Origin of the sequence: Streptococcus parasanguinis (assembly GCF_001073155.1) — a bacterium.
Lineage (GTDB): Bacteria > Bacillota > Bacilli > Lactobacillales > Streptococcaceae > Streptococcus > Streptococcus parasanguinis_D.
In genome coordinates, this window is the sequence record NZ_JVEE01000052.1 from 82,049 (window position 1) to 97,623 (window position 15,575).

The 15,575-nt window shown below is 42.3% G+C and carries 17 protein-coding genes; 14 read left to right on the forward strand and 3 right to left on the reverse strand.

Going from position 1 to position 15,575, the window contains the following annotated elements; genetic code table 11:
- Positions 1-28: 28 nt before the first annotated feature.
- The 6 genes from ADH92_RS09800 to ldcB all read left to right on the forward strand — a co-directional run bounded on the left by ADH92_RS09800 (position 29) and on the right by ldcB (position 5,418).
- Positions 29-613, forward strand: a complete 585-nt coding sequence (locus tag ADH92_RS09800; RefSeq protein WP_049498265.1) for a uracil-DNA glycosylase family protein — start codon at positions 29-31, stop codon at positions 611-613.
- Positions 614-625: 12 nt separating this feature from the next.
- A complete protein-coding gene (locus ADH92_RS09805; protein WP_049498267.1) occupies positions 626-1,117 on the forward strand; it encodes a prolyl-tRNA synthetase associated domain-containing protein in 492 nt (163 codons plus the stop codon).
- Between the two features lie 20 nt (positions 1,118-1,137).
- Complete coding sequence (locus ADH92_RS09810; protein WP_049498268.1) at positions 1,138-1,422, forward strand: rhodanese-like domain-containing protein; 285 nt, start codon at positions 1,138-1,140, stop codon at positions 1,420-1,422.
- 392 nt (positions 1,423-1,814) lie between these two features.
- A complete protein-coding gene (locus tag ADH92_RS09815) occupies positions 1,815-2,774 on the forward strand; it encodes a DUF6574 domain-containing protein (protein ID WP_049498269.1) in 960 nt (319 codons plus the stop codon).
- 66 nt (positions 2,775-2,840) lie between these two features.
- Positions 2,841-4,628 carry a TcaA second domain-containing protein gene (locus tag ADH92_RS09820; protein ID WP_186823071.1) on the forward strand — a complete coding sequence of 596 codons (1,788 nt, stop codon included), beginning with the start codon at positions 2,841-2,843 and terminating at the stop codon, positions 4,626-4,628.
- 10 nt (positions 4,629-4,638) lie between these two features.
- Positions 4,639-5,418, forward strand: coding sequence for an LD-carboxypeptidase LdcB/DacB (ldcB, locus tag ADH92_RS09825; protein ID WP_003007645.1), 780 nt, complete (start codon positions 4,639-4,641; stop codon positions 5,416-5,418).
- A gap of 314 nt (positions 5,419-5,732) precedes the next feature.
- Here the strand turns inward: ldcB and ADH92_RS09830 are convergent, their stop codons facing one another.
- The 3 genes from ADH92_RS09830 to coaA form a co-directional block, all read right to left on the reverse strand.
- The gene (locus ADH92_RS09830) at positions 5,733-6,242 is read right to left on the reverse strand and encodes a DNA topology modulation protein (protein ID WP_049498272.1); all 510 of its coding nucleotides are present in this window, start codon (positions 6,240-6,242) and stop codon (positions 5,733-5,735) included.
- A gap of 66 nt (positions 6,243-6,308) precedes the next feature.
- Positions 6,309-6,557 carry a 30S ribosomal protein S20 gene (rpsT, locus tag ADH92_RS09835; protein WP_003007640.1) on the reverse strand — a complete coding sequence of 83 codons (249 nt, stop codon included), beginning with the start codon at positions 6,555-6,557 and terminating at the stop codon, positions 6,309-6,311.
- Positions 6,558-6,653: 96 nt separating this feature from the next.
- Positions 6,654-7,574 (reverse strand): type I pantothenate kinase, encoded by a 921-nt coding sequence (gene coaA, locus ADH92_RS09840; protein WP_049498274.1) that lies wholly within the window; start codon positions 7,572-7,574, stop codon positions 6,654-6,656.
- A 90-nt stretch (positions 7,575-7,664) separates the two neighbouring features.
- Between coaA and ADH92_RS09845 the strand changes: the two genes are divergently transcribed.
- From ADH92_RS09845 to ADH92_RS09880, 8 genes are all read left to right on the forward strand, one after another.
- Positions 7,665-8,258, forward strand: coding sequence for a class I SAM-dependent methyltransferase (locus ADH92_RS09845; protein ID WP_049498275.1), 594 nt, complete (start codon positions 7,665-7,667; stop codon positions 8,256-8,258).
- A complete protein-coding gene (locus ADH92_RS09850; protein WP_049498276.1) occupies positions 8,255-9,532 on the forward strand; it encodes a pyrimidine-nucleoside phosphorylase in 1,278 nt (425 codons plus the stop codon). The genes ADH92_RS09845 and ADH92_RS09850 overlap by 4 nt, the downstream gene beginning before the upstream one ends.
- Before the next feature lie 17 nt (positions 9,533-9,549).
- Entirely contained in the window at positions 9,550-10,212 is a 663-nt protein-coding gene (gene deoC, locus ADH92_RS09855; RefSeq protein ID WP_021153359.1) for a deoxyribose-phosphate aldolase, read from the forward strand.
- On the forward strand, positions 10,199-10,588 hold the full coding sequence (locus tag ADH92_RS09860; RefSeq protein ID WP_049498278.1) for a cytidine deaminase: 390 nt from the start codon (positions 10,199-10,201) through the stop codon (positions 10,586-10,588). The genes deoC and ADH92_RS09860 overlap by 14 nt, the downstream gene beginning before the upstream one ends.
- A gap of 75 nt (positions 10,589-10,663) precedes the next feature.
- On the forward strand, positions 10,664-11,725 hold the full coding sequence (locus ADH92_RS09865; protein WP_023918305.1) for a BMP family lipoprotein: 1,062 nt from the start codon (positions 10,664-10,666) through the stop codon (positions 11,723-11,725).
- A gap of 135 nt (positions 11,726-11,860) precedes the next feature.
- Positions 11,861-13,396 (forward strand): ABC transporter ATP-binding protein, encoded by a 1,536-nt coding sequence (locus ADH92_RS09870; RefSeq protein ID WP_023918304.1) that lies wholly within the window; start codon positions 11,861-11,863, stop codon positions 13,394-13,396.
- Positions 13,389-14,450, forward strand: coding sequence for an ABC transporter permease (locus ADH92_RS09875; protein ID WP_049489017.1), 1,062 nt, complete (start codon positions 13,389-13,391; stop codon positions 14,448-14,450). The genes ADH92_RS09870 and ADH92_RS09875 overlap by 8 nt, the downstream gene beginning before the upstream one ends.
- Positions 14,450-15,406, forward strand: a complete 957-nt coding sequence (locus ADH92_RS09880; protein ID WP_021153355.1) for an ABC transporter permease — start codon at positions 14,450-14,452, stop codon at positions 15,404-15,406. Before ADH92_RS09875 ends, ADH92_RS09880 begins: the two co-directional genes overlap by 1 nt.
- Positions 15,407-15,575 lie beyond the last annotated feature (169 nt).

Below are 15,575 nucleotides of genomic sequence, written 5' to 3' on the forward strand. Positions count from 1 at the left end.
GCTGAGTTTTTCCATAGAAGGAGGACTTATGTCAAGGATTGAAAGCATTAAACAAGCCATTATGGCAGATCCTCAAAATAAAGCATATACAGATAAAGGAATCGAGCCACTCTTTGCAGCTCCAAAGACAGCTCGTATCAATATCATCGGACAGGCACCTGGATTGAAAACGCAAGAAGCAGGCATTTACTGGAAGGATAAGAGTGGTGACCGCCTGCGCGAATGGTTAGGAGTTGACGAAGACACCTTTTACCATTCTGGTTTGTTTGCGGTCATTCCTATGGATTTTTATTTCCCAGGGCATGGAAAATCTGGTGACCTTCCACCTCGCAAAGGCTTTGCGGAAAAGTGGCACCCTCAACTCCTCAAGGAGTGTCCGGATATTGAATTGACCCTCTTAATTGGACAATATGCCCAAGCATACTACCTTCATGAAAAGGTTAGTGGCAAAGTAACCGAACGCGTTCACCATTTTAAAGACTATTTGCCAACCTATTTTCCACTTGTTCACCCTTCCCCTCGCAATCAAATCTGGATGGCTAAAAATCCTTGGTTTGAGGCAGAGGTGGTGCCGGAATTGCAAACCTTAGTACAAGAGATCATTCAAAAATAAAGGAGAGCGACGATGGATCCTTATCAACAAGTTAAAGAAAAATTAGATGAGTTGGGAATTTCATTTGATGTGGTGGAACACCCACCTGCATTCACGACTGAGCAGGCGGATTCTTATATTGAAGGCTTAGAAGGTGTCCGGACCAAGACTATGTTTTTGACCAACAAAAAGAAAACTCAATACTATTTGCTCATCATGGATGACCAGAAACCATTGGATATGGATGATTTCAAAGAGCAAGTGGAAGCCAACCGGATCCGCATGGCTTCAGCAGATTCTTTAGCTGAAAAAATGCAATTACCGCCAGGAACGGTTTCTCCATTTGGTTTATTGAACAATGAAGAAAAAGATATTCGAGTCTATTTCGATAAAGACATTGTGTCAGAGGAGATCATGACCTTCCATCCCAATACCAACGAAAAAACGATCTTTATTAAAACCCAAGACTTGTTCCGATTTTTAGAGTCTATTGGCTTTAACTATGAAATACTATCCCTTACATAACATATCTTACAGGAGAAATCATGAAAGAAATTCCATTTTCAAGCTTTTACCAAGTTTATCAAAAAGGAAACATACACGTTCTTGATGTACGCGAGCAGGAAGAGTATGATGCCCTTCACTTAGATGGGGTTCGTCTTCTTCCCTTATCTGAGTTAGCAGATCGCTACCAGGAATTAGAGAAGGATCAGTCCTATTATGTCATCTGCAAGTCTGGTCGACGCTCAGCACGCGCTTGCCAATTTTTGGAAGAGCAAGGCTATGATGTGACCAACGTCCAAGGTGGCATGGATGCATTTGAATCCTAAGAAACGGGAGTAGGAAAGAACTCCGTAAAATAAAAAAAGTTGAAAAGGTTCCCCAAACCTTTTCAATCTTCCCACCTCCACAACCTTCAACAGTCTGGGAGACTGTTGAAGGTTGTGGATAAAGGAAACTTTGTTTCCCTCATTAGGTCATCTTTGGAGCTTAAAAGGCGAACAAAGATGCCAATCAACCACTGCGTCTTGCACTTATTCCTATCAAACATCAAAGGCTGGACAGTTTTTGCCCAGCCTCTTTTTCTTTACTAATTTCTAAAAATGAGTAGAATTTGTATGTTTTTCAAAAGATATTACAGGGATTTTCCAGTCTTTCATTGAAAATGGTTCAGAAATTTTGTATAATACCCTAGTATAAACAATAGTTAAGGAGATTCATTATGTCAAAACAAGATTGGCTGGATTATTTCGAAGCCGTAAATGGTCGTTCTGCTAGTGCAGAAGAAATTGCTCAAGCACTGGCTGCAGGAGAATTTCAAGAAGAAGTAGTGGTTCCAGAAACTCCACAAGCCCCAGAATTTGTCGCAGCACCAACTGCCCCTGTGGAAGAACCAGTAGCAGCTCCAGTTCAAGAGCCTGTCCCTCAAGCAGCTCCAACGAATGGGCCTGCTTTCCAACAAGCTCCACAACAAGCCTACCAACAACCTACTCAAGCAGCTTATCAACAAGCTCCTTACCAAGGTCAACCAGGACAAGCCTATCCTGCCCAACCAAGTCAATTTGGTGTAGCCGTTGGTGGTTACTGGAATTGGTTCCTTTCAGCTTTGAAACGTCCAACAGCTGTAGAAAATCCAAAAGCTCTTAACGGAATTTTACAGTATGTCTTAACTGCCTTTGTCTTGACCTTGGGGACATTCTTCACAGCTAGTGGATTTACAGGTGGTTATGGAATGGATTTCCGTGCCTTTATGTTGACATTGATTTCCCTATTCTTTAGCCTTTACGCCTTTCAAGTAGCTGGATTCTTTGTTCGTCGTGTGGTTCTTCAAGATAAGGAATACAGTTACGGTCGTTCATTTGAAGAGTTTGGACGTTTGTCTGTTTACACATTGCCACTTGCCCTCCTTGCTTTCTTAGTAGGTCTTGTAAAAGTTTATGAATTTTATGGCTTTGTAAACTTCCTTATTTTCTTCTTGTTCTTTGTTGGAACATGCTATGTCGTTCATCAAGGATTGAACAAGACAAGCTTTAAAGCAGATAAATTCTTGCTTCTAGTAGCATCATCTGTTGTCTTGCTTCTCATTGCCATCTTTGTCATTTATGTGAATGCTCGTATTTTAGAACAAGTAGCCGTAGGATTTATTCCTAGTGCTCCAAATTTCTCTAACTTTGGATTCTAACAATATCACAAAACGGAAGGTGGGGGAACCCACTTTCCCTATTTTATAATGAGGGAGAAGAGATCCATGCAAAAGAAATGGGTTGAATTATTTGAAAAAGTGATCGGTCGCAAACCGTCACCAGAAGAGTTTATGGCTGGGAAAGCTTGTGGATTTGATTTGAAACAAATTCAGTCTATCGCAGGAAATACCCCAGCAGAGGAAGTCGCTCCTGTTGAGGAACCGGTGCTTGAACCAGTTGAAGAAGTGAAGAATGTCGATCCACTTCTAGCAACTCGTCAGGCTTGGTTGCAACATTTTGAAGAAACCTATGGCCGCAAGCCAAGTGCAGAAGAATTTACCGCGGCAAAAAGTCAAAACTTTGAGTTTTTTGTAGGACCTGTGCCTGAAGCAGAATTTGCGAACCCAGATTCAACAGAAGTAACACAGGAATATGTGCCTCAACAGCCGACTCAAGAGTATACGGCTCCACTTGCTGCTGAGCAAACGCAGGTCTTTGCTGGTCCAAATGTTACAGAAGCAGGTCCAGCTCAGAAAAAACAAAAGGCCCCAAAAACGAAGAGTGGTAAGAAACTTTCCAAGAAGAAAATTGGGATTATTTCTGCTATCGCAGTCCTTGTGATCGCTTTGGTGGCAGCCTTCTTTTACTTCCAGTCTACAACACGTGTCGAAGTGACTGCAGATAAATTTATTAAGGCAGTGGACACCAAAGATTATCGCGAAGCAGCAGATCTGCTTTCAACTGATAACGATAAATGGACGAAGGATGAAGCCGAAAGCTTTATTACCAGCATGGAAGATCAAGGGGTCGATATCGGTACAGAGTTGAACAAGATCATTGATAATGGTGGAGAAGGCAGCTATACGGATAAATCTGGAAACAAGATTTTTGGTTTGGAGAAAGCGGACAAGAAATTTGGAATCTTCCAAGAATACCGTGTGGCCAGCTATCCAGTGCAAGTCAAGGTCAAGACCAATTTGGACCAAGCCAAACTCAAAGTGGCTGCCAATAAAACAGTGACCTTGAAGAAAGATGCAGTGACAGACCTTGGTTCTTTCCATTACAATACAAAAGAAATGGAATTGACTGCTAAAACTGAAGTAGGAAATGTTACTTCTAAGATCCATCTCAATCCTAAAAAAGCAACTAAGAACAACTTAGAATTGCAGTTGAATTCTGAAAAACGCAATTTAGAAGTTGGGTTCCCAGATGAGGTTGAAAACCCAACGGATGTGAAGGTTGTGGTCAACGGCAAAGAAGTCGGAACGAGCACGACCTTTGAAGTAGATAGTATTCCTTATCAAGAAATTGAAGTACATGCCGTCTTCAATATGAATGGTGAAACCTATACAACTGAGAAGGCTAAGGTGACGATTGAAGAGGGTGAGAACGATCCGATCGAACTCAAACTAGCCAAAGATACCTTAAAACGTATCAAGAGTGCGCAAGATGCTAAGAAAGCACAAGCAGCCAAAGAAGAACAAAATCGGACCTTGGCGGAAGAATTCTTGAAAGAGTACCGCGACGCTGTCTTTAGCTCCGTTTCAAATCGAAACAACACCTACTCTAAATACTATGACACACAAAGTCAAGCCTACAAGGACATGGTTGAATTCACAACTGGTGATGGTGTTCGAAAGGCAAAAATTGACTACTATACTCCAGGAGCTTTGGACATTCAAAGTGTCACGGAAGAAAATGGTGTGGTGACGATTAAGACTTATGAAGACTTTACCGTGCATTATACAGATAGTCATCCAGATTCACAAAACCGTAAGTACAAGACCTACACCTTGAAAAAAGTAGGTGCAAGTTATGTGATTACGGATATTGTCGTAACAAAAGAATCATAGGAGATTCCTCATGAAAGCAAGATTTTCCAAATTAACTTTGGTGACAGTTGCCTTGTTAACCTTGACAGCTTGCTCCCAATCTCAATCCACTAGTTCTAAATCTTCTGCAAAAGAAGAAAGCAAACAAACGCAAACCAAGTCTTCCAAAGAAACATCTTCTGCAAAGGATACGTCAAAAGAAACTGGCAAAGAAGAGTCGTCAAAAGCTGGTAAGTCAGATGTGAAAGTGGACTCTGGTGTCAGCTATAATGGTTCTTACTATAGTGTCAAAGGGAAATATGGTGAGGTCATGATCGCCAATAAACATTATCCCTTGTCGCCTGACTTTAACCCAGGGGAAGATCCTGAAGCTGTTTCAGCCCTTCATGAATTGATTGCAGCTATGCAGGCAGAAGGTTATCCGATCAGTGACCAATATAGTGGTTTTCGTAGCTACGACACCCAAGTTGGCCTCTATCAAAACTATGTCAATCAAGATGGTCAGGAAGCAGCAGATCGTTATTCCGCAAGACCGGGTTATAGTGAACACCAAACTGGTTTGACCTTTGATTTGATCGATACCAGTGGTAATCTGGTGACAGAACCTGGACCAAGTAAGTGGTTGCTTAAGAACGCCGCTAAATATGGCTTTGTGGTTCGTTACCAAGAAGGAAAAGAAAAAGTGACAGGCTACATGCCAGAAAGCTGGCATCTCCGCTATATCGGAAAAGAAGCACAAGATATCGCAGATTCAGGCTTGAGTCTGGAAGAATACTATGGCTTCACCGGTGGCGATTACGTTGATAAATAAGAAAAGGTTGGGGATTTTAACCCCAACCTCAGATTGAAGACAAAGTCATATAAAAAACTTTCCTTAGGTGAGTACGGACGTCAGCGAACTTCTACGAAGTTCCATGACTAATTATTGAGCCTAAGGTCTCAATAATTCCGAGTGCCTGAATCGTTATTGTTTCAGGCACTTTACTCACAGCGGAAAGTTTTGGTATTTTCTTGATTCATCTAAAAAATGGAACTCAATTTTATTTCTTATCAGAATCGCTTAATTTATTTTACTTTAAAATAGTTTGTCTACATTTTAAGGTTGGGATAGATATCCCAACCTTTTTATTGTATGTTTTTTATAAACTCATCCAGCTCTTTTTGGTTCTTGAGAGAGATAAATTTTTCGGGGTAGGTGGAGTGGATGTTTTGATACCTTTCTCTGGCACTTTTTGTTCGTCCATCCCAAAGGATCCAACGGATGAATTCCCAGTCAAAGCGTTCGGGGCAACCTGCCGCCATACTCTCACGGACGCGGCCTTTATAACGGCGGTATCGTTTCCAGCCTCTAAAGAGGCAGTTCCAACGAGAGAAGTTGAGAAAGATAATCTGGTCCGCTTGCTCCATTCTTTCCTCATAGCAGCACCAAGAGTAATTGCCATCAATGACCCAGTCTCTATGATCGCTGAGAAACTGTCTCATCTGTCCCTCCATCCAATCCCGGTCACTGTCTATCCAACCCGGTTGAAATTGAAGGGTGTCCATGTGGATCTTGGGAATGGAGTAGTGGCGGGATAAGTTTTCAGCCAAGGTGGATTTACCTGATCCAGAATAGCCGATAATAACAATTTTCATAAGCACCTCTCAAAATTTTAGGCACAAAAAAAGCTCCGGAGAGCTTGATTTTTATGCTGTTCTTGATTAACCAAGTTTCGCTGCAAGACGTGCTTTATCACGGCTAGCTTTGTTCTTGTGGATCAAACCTTTAGTTTCTGCTTTATCGATAGCTGAGCTAGCAGCGCGGTAAAGTTCTTCAGATGGGTTTGCTTCAAAAGCTTTGATTGCAGTACGCATAGCTGATTTTTGAGCTGAGTTTTTTTCGTTTTGTTTAACGTTCAATTCAGCGCGTTTGATAGCTGATTTAATGTTTGCCAAGTTATTCACCTCCATTGATAATCTAACTATCTCATTATATATGAAAAGTTAAGATTTGACAAGCCTAAAATAGCTTTTCCTTAAAAAAGTACCGTTAACAGGCCATTTTCTCTAGCGTTTGAGATAAATTTCGTCGATTTCATGGTTGGTTGCCTTATGGAGAATCAGATCAGCTCGGTTTCTAGTTGGTTGGATGTAATGTTGCAAGTTGACTAAATTAATGGATTCCCAGACCTGATGGGCCATGCTTAAAACTTCTTCTAGGGGTTGCTCTGTAAATCGATAGTAGTAGTTATTGGGATCATTCTGAGCTAATGCAAGGAGTTTTTGGAAGCGATCGATATACCAAGATTCAATATCGTCGACCGCGGCATCCACATAGATTGAAAAATCAAAGAAATCGGTCATATAGAGTGTGTCATTTTGCGGATTTTGAAAGACATTGATCCCTTCGACAATGACAAAATCAGCTGGTAAAATGGTTTGCTTCTCATCTGGGACAATATCGTATATTTCGTGAGAATAGACAGGGATTTCTACGCTCTTGTTGTTTTTGATTTGATTAAGAAAATCAAGGAGCAATTCCATATCATAGCTTTCCGGAAATCCTTTTCGATTGAGGATCTCTTGTTCTTTTAAGATAGCATTTGGATAGAGAAAGCCATCCGTTGTCACCAATTCTACTGTTGAGCCTTCAAAGGTTCGTGACAGCAGGATTTGAAGGAGACGGCTAGTGGTAGATTTTCCAACCGCAACGCTCCCTGAAACCCCAATGATAAAGGGTTGGCGTTCACTCGTTTTTTGAAGAAAAATACCTTTTGAGAAGGCCAAATCTTCTTTGGAACGCTTGTAGATTCCAATCAGGTTTGTCAAAGGCAGGTAGACGTCTCGTACATCTTGGAGGTTGATGCGGTCGTTAAAACTTTTAATAGAATTGAGCTCTGTTTGAGAGAGAGGTGGGGTGGTTTTGCGGTGCAAATTCTGCCAAGTTTCCCGATTAATTTTTTCAAAATGTAGAAATTCTTTGTCCATATGTCACTCCTATTGTAGTCTTTAGTATACCAATTTTTAGAGGTCGTGTAAACGATTTAAAAAAGGAATGAATTATGTTAAAATAACCTTATGAGTAAAATGTATTTCGATGTAAACCCAGATGCAGCCCATGATATTCATGATCTGGCTGTTGTTTTATTGGGACAAAAGATGAATTTCTATACAGATGCGGGCGTCTTTAGTAAAAAAATGATAGATTATGGAAGCCAGGTGCTCTTATCAACCCTGGATTTTCAAGAAGGGGAAAGTGTCCTCGATGTTGGCTGTGGCTATGGACCGGTCGGCCTTTCTCTAGCTAAAGCCCAGGGAGTTGCAGTGACAATGGTCGATGTCAATGAGCGGGCACTAGACTTGGCTAAGAAAAATGCTAGCCGAAACGGCGTGGAAGCTCAGATCTTTTCTTCGGATGTCTATGAAGCAGTCGAAGGGGTCTTTGACCATGTGATCAGTAATCCGCCGATCCGAGCCGGTAAAAAAGTGGTTCACCAAGTGATCACCGGTAGTTTTGAACATTTGAAACCAGGTGGAGACTTGACCATTGTCATTCAGAAAAAACAAGGGGCTCCAAGTGCTAAGGCCAAGATGGAAGAGACGTTTGGCAATTGTGAGACAGTAAAAAAAGACAAAGGCTATTATATTTTAAGAAGTGAGAAAGAATCATGAGAGCAGTAGATATCATTCAGAAAAAAAGAGATGGTCTTGCCTTAAACAAGGAAGAAATTGAATGGCTGATTGAGGGGTATGTGGCTGGAATAGTACCAGATTACCAAATGTCTGCTTTTGCTATGGCCGTTTATTTTAAAGGGATGACGACGGAAGAAATCTCTCATATGACCATGAAGATGGTCCAAACAGGGCAACAGTTTGATCTGTCAGCAATTCCAGGTATTAAGGTGGACAAACACTCGACTGGTGGTGTCGGAGATAAGGTGACCTTGGTCTTGGTGCCTTTGGTTGCGAGTTTCGGAGTGCCGGTTGCCAAAATGAGCGGTCGTGGGTTAGGACACACAGGTGGGACCATCGATAAGTTGGAATCCATTAAAGGTTTCCAGATTGAACGGACCCAAGAGGAATTTATCCAGCAGGTGCAGGAAATCGGCTTATCGGTCATTGGTCAATCCGATCAACTCGTAAAAGCAGATAAACTCTTGTATGCACTGCGTGATGTTACGGCGACAGTGGATACCATTCCTTTGATTGCTAGTTCCGTCATGAGTAAGAAAATCGCTGCTGGTGCGGATGCTATTCTTTTGGACGTGACGGTAGGCGAGGGTGCCTTCATGAAGAATATTGAGGATGCTCGTCGCTTAGCCCGTACCATGGTGGATCTTGGAAATGCAGTGGGTCGGAAAACCATCGCTGTCATTACAGATATGAGCCAACCTTTGGGAACCAGTATTGGTAATCGTTTAGAGATTTTGGAAGCCCTGGATATTCTGAAAGGACAGGGGCGCGCTGATGTTACAGAGTTTATTTGTGAATTAGCGCAAATCATGTTGAAATTGGCCAATGTAGATCAATCGATCGAGGCCATCCATGAACACTTGACCAATGGTCAAGCCTTAGCGAAGTTTGAAGAAATGGTCGCAGCTCAAGGTGGAGACTTAGAAGATTTGCACCGTCCCGTCAAAGTAGATCAGGTCCTTGAAGTAACAGCGGACCAAGATGGCGTCATTGCTGCTTTACCTGCCATGGAGTTTGGCTTGTTCGCCATGCGCTTGGGTGCTGGCCGTGCTGTCAAATCAGATCCCCTCGATTACGAAACAGGAATTGTGTTTGACAAAAAAGTGGGAGAGCACGTCAAAAAAGGGGAACGCATTGCCCGTATTTTCATGAATGAAAAAAATTCACAAGAAAGAGTTACAGAATTCAAAAAAAATGTTAAAATACTAGAAAGGGCTGAAAGCGTTAAAGAAATTATTGAAATAATATCTTAAGCAGCTCAGGAGATTGTATGAAGTTAAATAAATATATCGATCACACTCTTTTAAAACCAGATGCGCAACAAGAACAGATCGAAAAGCTGATCGAAGAAGCTAAGGCTTATGATTTTGCGAGTGTCTGTGTGAACCCGACATGGGTGAATTTTGCGGCTGAGGGCTTGCGCGATTCAGACGTTAAAGTTTGTACCGTCATTGGTTTTCCTTTGGGAGCAAATACCCCTTTTGTCAAAGCGTGTGAAACAAAAAATGCTATTCAAAATGGTGCCGATGAAATTGACATGGTCATTAATATCGGTGCTTTGAAGTCTAAGAATTTAGCACTAGTTGAAGAAGATATCCAAGCTGTTGTCGAAGCAAGCGGTGATAAGCTGGTCAAAGTCATCATTGAGACGTGTCTCTTAACAGACGATGAAAAGATCGTCGCTTGTCAGATTGCAAAGTCAGCTGGAGCTGACTTTGTGAAGACTTCAACTGGTTTCTCAACTGGAGGAGCGACGGTAGAAGATGTAGCCTTAATGCGTCAAACAGTTGGACCAGACATGGGTGTTAAAGCTTCTGGTGGAGCTCGCTCTTATGAAGATGCTCTTGCATTTATCGAAGCTGGTGCGACCCGTATCGGAACTTCCTCTGGTGTAGCAATCATGGAAGGAAAAGTGGCTCATGGCGACTACTGAATTGATCAACTTAGCAGTTGAAGTGAGTCAACAAGCCTATGTGCCCTACTCTCATTTCCCAATTGGAGCTGTACTGCTAACGAAGGATGGAGAAATCTATACAGGGGTCAATATCGAAAATGCCAGTTTTGGTTTAACCAACTGTGGGGAACGGACAGCTATTTTTAAAGCAGTTTCTGAAGGAGCTCGTGAGTTCAAAGAGCTGATTGTCTACGGGCAAACAGAAAAGCCCATCTCTCCATGTGGTGCTTGTCGCCAGGTCATGGCTGAATTTTTTGAGCCAGACCTTCCTGTAACCTTAGTATCTAAAGATAAATCGACGGTCGTGATGACGGTCAAGGAATTACTTCCATATTCCTTTACAGACCTGACTTAATAGGTCTGTGAGGCGGTCTTTTGACCCTTTCAATACTTCGCAACAATGTTGCACAATAATTTAGGAGGTTCAGTAATGAACAAGAAACAATGGCTAGGCCTTGGTCTAGTAACTGTCGCTGCTATCGGACTTGCAGCATGTGGAAATCGTGCGTCTAAAAAAGATAGCGCAAACTCAGAATCTAAAACAGATTTGAAAGCTGCTATCATTACCGATACTGGTGGTGTGGATGACAAATCATTCAACCAATCTGCTTGGGAAGGTTTGCAAGCTTGGGGTAAAGAAAACGGTCTTTCTAAAGGGAACGGATTTGACTACTTCCAATCAACAGATGAATCTCAATATGCGACAAACCTTGATGAAGCTGTTTCTAACGACTACAAATTGATCTTTGGTGTTGGTTTTGCCTTGAGCGACTCTGTTAAAAAAGCTGCAAAAGACAACCAAGATGTGAACTATGTCATCATCGATGACCGTATTGAAGGACAAAAGAACGTAGCATCTGCTGTTTATGCCGATAACGAAGCTGGTTACCTTGCTGGTATCGCTGCTGCGAAAACTACAAAAACTAAACAAGTTGGTTTTGTAGGTGGTATGGAAAGTGAAGTTATCACTCGTTTCCGCGCTGGATTTGAAGCTGGTGTTAAATCTGTTGACCCATCTATCAAAGTTCAAGTAGACTACGCTGGTTCATTCGGTGACTCTGCTAAAGGTAAAACAATTGCTGCTGCACAATATGCTGCAGGTGCAGACGTTATCTACCAAGTAGCTGGTGGTACTGGTGCAGGTGTCTTCTCTGAAGCTAAAGACTTGAACGAGAAGAAAAATGAAGACGAAAAAGTTTGGGTTCTTGGTGTTGACCGTGACCAAAAAGCTGAAGGTGAATACACTTCTAAAGATGGTAAAAAATCTAACTTTGTATTGGCTTCAAGCTTGAAGAAAGTCGGAGAATCTGTAAAAGACTTGGCTAAGAAAACTGCTGATGGTAAATTCCCTGGCGGTAAAGTGATTACTTATAGCTTGAAAGATGGTGGAGTTGACTTGACAACTGACAATCTTTCTGCAGAAGCTAAAAAAGCTGTCGAAGACGCTAAAGCTAAGATCCTTGACGGGTCACTTAAAGTTCCTGAAAAATAATCATTGATTGGATCGGCCCGACCTTCAAGGGCCGTTCCTTTTAATAAATTGAGACATTTTTGTCTCAGTAAAATCTATTAGCTGTCTTAATAGGTTTTATTGAAATAAAAATTGATTTGAAAGGAAACACCCCACATGACACACGAATATGTCATCGAAATGCGTGAGATTACCAAAAAATTTGGTGACTTTGTAGCAAATGACAAGATTAATCTTCAGTTGCGCAAAGGTGAAATCCATGCACTTCTTGGAGAAAATGGTGCAGGGAAATCTACCCTGATGAATATGTTGGCTGGTTTGTTGGAACCAACTAGCGGAGACATCGTGGTAAATGGAAAAACTGTTAACCTAGACTCACCTTCAAAAGCAGCTTCTTTAGGAATTGGAATGGTGCACCAACACTTTATGTTGGTTGAAGCCTTCACTGTTGCTGAAAATATCATCCTTGGGTCTGAAACCACTAAACATGGTATTTTGGATCTTAAGAAAGCCAGTCAAGATATCCTTGATTTGTCTAAAAAATATGGCTTAGCAGTGGATCCAAATGCTAAAGTTGAGGATATTTCCGTCGGTGCGCAGCAACGTGTGGAAATTTTAAAGACGCTTTATCGTGGAGCCGACATCCTAATCTTCGATGAACCAACTGCGGTGTTGACACCAGCTGAAATCGAAGAATTGATGACAATCATGAAGAACTTGGCAAATGAAGGAAAATCCATTATCTTGATTACGCACAAGTTGGATGAAATTCGTGCTGTTTCAGACCGGGTAACGGTTATCCGTCGTGGGAAATCAATTGAGACAGTCGAGATTGGTGGAGCTACCAACCAAGACTTGGCCGAAATGATGGTCGGTCGTTCTGTTTCCTTTAAAACGGAGAAAGGTCCTTCTCAACCGAAAGAAGTCGTCTTGTCGATCGAAAACTTGGTTGTAAACGAAAACCGGGGTGTCCCAGCTGTTAAGAATCTTTCACTGGAACTTCGTGCTGGTGAAGTCGTGGGGATCGCAGGGATTGACGGAAATGGTCAGTCTGAGTTGATCCAAGCGATTACAGGTCTACGGAAGGTAAAATCTGGTTCAATCAAGATTAAAGGCAAGGATGTTGTAGGACTTCGTCCACGTCAAATCACAGAAATGAAGGTAGGGCACGTCCCTGAAGACCGTCATCGGGATGGATTAGTCCTTGACATGATGATCTCTGAAAACATTGCCCTTCAAACCTACTATAAAGAACCTCTTAGCAAGAATGGTATTTTGAATTATCCAAATATTACCTCTTATGCCAAGAAGTTGATGGAAGAGTTTGACGTTCGTGCAGCCAGTGAAGTGGTACCTGCTAAGGCTCTCTCTGGAGGGAACCAGCAAAAAGCCATTATCGCTCGGGAAATCGATCGCGATCCAGATCTCTTGATCGTTAGCCAGCCGACTCGTGGATTGGATGTTGGAGCGATTGAATATATCCACAAACGTTTGATTCAAGAACGGGATAATGGAAAAGCCGTTCTGGTTGTCAGCTTTGAATTAGATGAAATTTTGAATGTTTCTGACCGTATTGCGGTTATTCATGATGGGAAGATCCAAGGGATCGTAACCCCTGAAACAACGAATAAGCAAGAACTTGGAATCCTCATGGCAGGTGGACAAGTAAAGGAGGGAGCATCAAATGAATAAGAATTTAAAACAAATTGCCGTTCCGTTGGTGTCTGTCCTTTTAGGATTGGTCTTGGGTGCCATTATTATGTGGGCCTTCAGCTATGATGCCCTTTGGGGATACGAATTGCTGTTTAAGAAAGCCTTTGGTTCGATTAAGAGTTGGGGAAATATTTCCCGTGCCATGGGGCCACTGATTTTGGTTGCTCTTGGGTTTTCAGTAGCCAGCCGGGCCGGCTTCTTTAACGTTGGACTTCCTGGTCAGGCTTTTGCTGGATGGATCATGGCGACTTGGTTTGCCCTTTCCTTCCCAAATATGCCTCGCTTACTGATGATTCCGATGACCGTTTTGATTGCGGCTGTCGCAGGTGGATTTATTGGAGCGATTCCTGGTTTCCTTCGTGCCTATCTCGGAACCAGTGAGGTCATCATCACCATTATGATGAACTACATTGTTCTCTATGGTGGGAATGCCTTGATTCATAGCTTCCCAGCTTCCTTGATGAAAAATAAGGACTCAACCATTGATGTGGGAGCCAATGCTGTCTACCAGACGGAGTGGTTGCGTAATTTGACGGACAAATCACAAATGAACATCGGGATCTTCTTTGCCATCATCGCAGTGGTGGTCATCTGGTTCTTGATGAAGAAAACAACACTTGGTTTTGAAATCCGTGCCGTTGGTCTCAATGCGAATGCGGCGGAATACGCAGGGATGTCTGCAAAACGGACCATTATCCTTTCTATGATCATTTCTGGTGCTCTTGCTGGTATTGGTGGGGTAGCAGAAGGTCTGGGTATTTACTCAAATGTCTACGTTCAAACCAGCTCGATGAGTGTTGGATTTAACGGAATGGCCGTAGCCCTTCTTGCGATGAATTCACCAATTGGTATTCCATTTGCTGCCTTCTTGTTTGGTGCACTTCAAATTGGGGGAGTTGGTATGAAGCCAGCTGCAATCCCTGAAGAAGTCGTTCAAATTGTGACAGCATCTATTATCTTCTTCGTATGTGCCCACTACATTATTGAAAAGATGATCTCGATGCGTTCAGCTAAAAAAGGAGGAGCAAACTAATGAGTATTGTAACAATTTTAAGTATTCTTGTTTCCTCTATGATTGTGTATGCAGCGCCGCTGATCTTCACAAGTATCGGAGGAGCATACTCAGAACACGCTGGGGTTGTTAACGTTGGTCTGGAAGGAATCATGGTTATGGGAGCCTTCTCAGGTATTATCTTTAACTTGACTTTTGAGCCTGAGTTAGGAAGTTTGACACCATGGTTGTCCTTGATCGTTGCTGCAGGGATTGGAGTACTCTTCTCCTTGATCCACGCGGTGGCAACGATTCATTTCCGTGCTGACCATATCGTCTCAGGTACAGTATTAAACTTGATGGCACCTCCATTGGCAGTCTTTCTTGTCAAAGCGATGTACAACAAGGGGCAAACTGATAATATCAAAGTTGCCTTTGGGAAAACATCGATTCCGGTCTTATCTAAAATTCCGGTCATTGGAGATATTTTCTTCAACAATGCCAGCATCATTGGTTGGGTTGCGATTCTCTTTTCATTCTTTGCTTGGTTTATCATGTTCAAGACGAAGTTTGGATTGCGTCTTCGTTCAGTTGGGGAACACCCACAAGCAGCAGATACATTGGGAATCAATGTATATAGAATGCGCTACTTAGGAGTGATGATCTCAGGTGCCCTTGCAGGAATCGGAGGAGCCATTTACGCTCAGTCAGTTTCTGTTAACTTCGCGGTGACGACTATTGTAGGTCCTGGATTTATCGCCCTTGCGGCTATGATCTTCGGGAAATGGAACCCAATCGGGGCTATGCTTGCTAGTCTCTTCTTTGGAGCTTCACAAAGTTTGGCTGTTATCGGGAATCAATTGCCTTTGCTTAAAGGTATCCCATCCATCTACTTGCAAATTGCGCCTTATGTCTTGACCATGGTTGTCTTGGCAGCCTTCTTCGGACAAGCAGTTGCGCCAAAAGCAGATGGTGTTAACTACATTAAATCGAAATAATGCACAGAGAGAGGTTGGGACAAAAGTCCTAGCCTCTCAATTGTTTTTGGATTGTCGAGTAAGACGCAGTGGTTGAGTGGGCTCTACTACGCTGATTTTATCAGCTTTTACAGCCCTACTCAACTGTGCGGAGGTGGGACGACGAAATCGAATTCTAACGAATTACCGA

Excerpts from the sequence above, each read along its gene's own strand:
- ldcB (WP_003007645.1), top strand. The coding sequence starts at position 4,639 with ATGAAAGCAAGATTTTCCAAATTAACTTTGGTGACAGTTGCCTTGTTA.
- ADH92_RS09880 (WP_021153355.1), top strand. The coding sequence starts at position 14,450 with ATGAGTATTGTAACAATTTTAAGTATTCTTGTTTCCTCTATGATTGTG.
- ADH92_RS09860 (WP_049498278.1), top strand. The coding sequence starts at position 10,199 with ATGGCGACTACTGAATTGATCAACTTAGCAGTTGAAGTGAGTCAACAA.
- rpsT (WP_003007640.1), bottom strand. The coding sequence starts at position 6,557 with ATGGAGGTGAATAACTTGGCAAACATTAAATCAGCTATCAAACGCGCT.
- ADH92_RS09875 (WP_049489017.1), top strand. The coding sequence starts at position 13,389 with ATGAATAAGAATTTAAAACAAATTGCCGTTCCGTTGGTGTCTGTCCTT.
- ADH92_RS09805 (WP_049498267.1), top strand. The coding sequence starts at position 626 with ATGGATCCTTATCAACAAGTTAAAGAAAAATTAGATGAGTTGGGAATT.
- ADH92_RS09850 (WP_049498276.1), top strand. The coding sequence starts at position 8,255 with ATGAGAGCAGTAGATATCATTCAGAAAAAAAGAGATGGTCTTGCCTTA.
- ADH92_RS09800 (WP_049498265.1), top strand. The coding sequence starts at position 29 with ATGTCAAGGATTGAAAGCATTAAACAAGCCATTATGGCAGATCCTCAA.
- deoC (WP_021153359.1), top strand. The coding sequence starts at position 9,550 with ATGAAGTTAAATAAATATATCGATCACACTCTTTTAAAACCAGATGCG.
- ADH92_RS09830 (WP_049498272.1), bottom strand. The coding sequence starts at position 6,242 with ATGAAAATTGTTATTATCGGCTATTCTGGATCAGGTAAATCCACCTTG.
- ADH92_RS09845 (WP_049498275.1), top strand. The coding sequence starts at position 7,665 with ATGAGTAAAATGTATTTCGATGTAAACCCAGATGCAGCCCATGATATT.
- ADH92_RS09865 (WP_023918305.1), top strand. The coding sequence starts at position 10,664 with ATGAACAAGAAACAATGGCTAGGCCTTGGTCTAGTAACTGTCGCTGCT.
- ADH92_RS09820 (WP_186823071.1), top strand. The coding sequence starts at position 2,841 with ATGCAAAAGAAATGGGTTGAATTATTTGAAAAAGTGATCGGTCGCAAA.
- ADH92_RS09810 (WP_049498268.1), top strand. The coding sequence starts at position 1,138 with ATGAAAGAAATTCCATTTTCAAGCTTTTACCAAGTTTATCAAAAAGGA.
- ADH92_RS09870 (WP_023918304.1), top strand. The coding sequence starts at position 11,861 with ATGACACACGAATATGTCATCGAAATGCGTGAGATTACCAAAAAATTT.
- coaA (WP_049498274.1), bottom strand. The coding sequence starts at position 7,574 with ATGGACAAAGAATTTCTACATTTTGAAAAAATTAATCGGGAAACTTGG.
- ADH92_RS09815 (WP_049498269.1), top strand. The coding sequence starts at position 1,815 with ATGTCAAAACAAGATTGGCTGGATTATTTCGAAGCCGTAAATGGTCGT.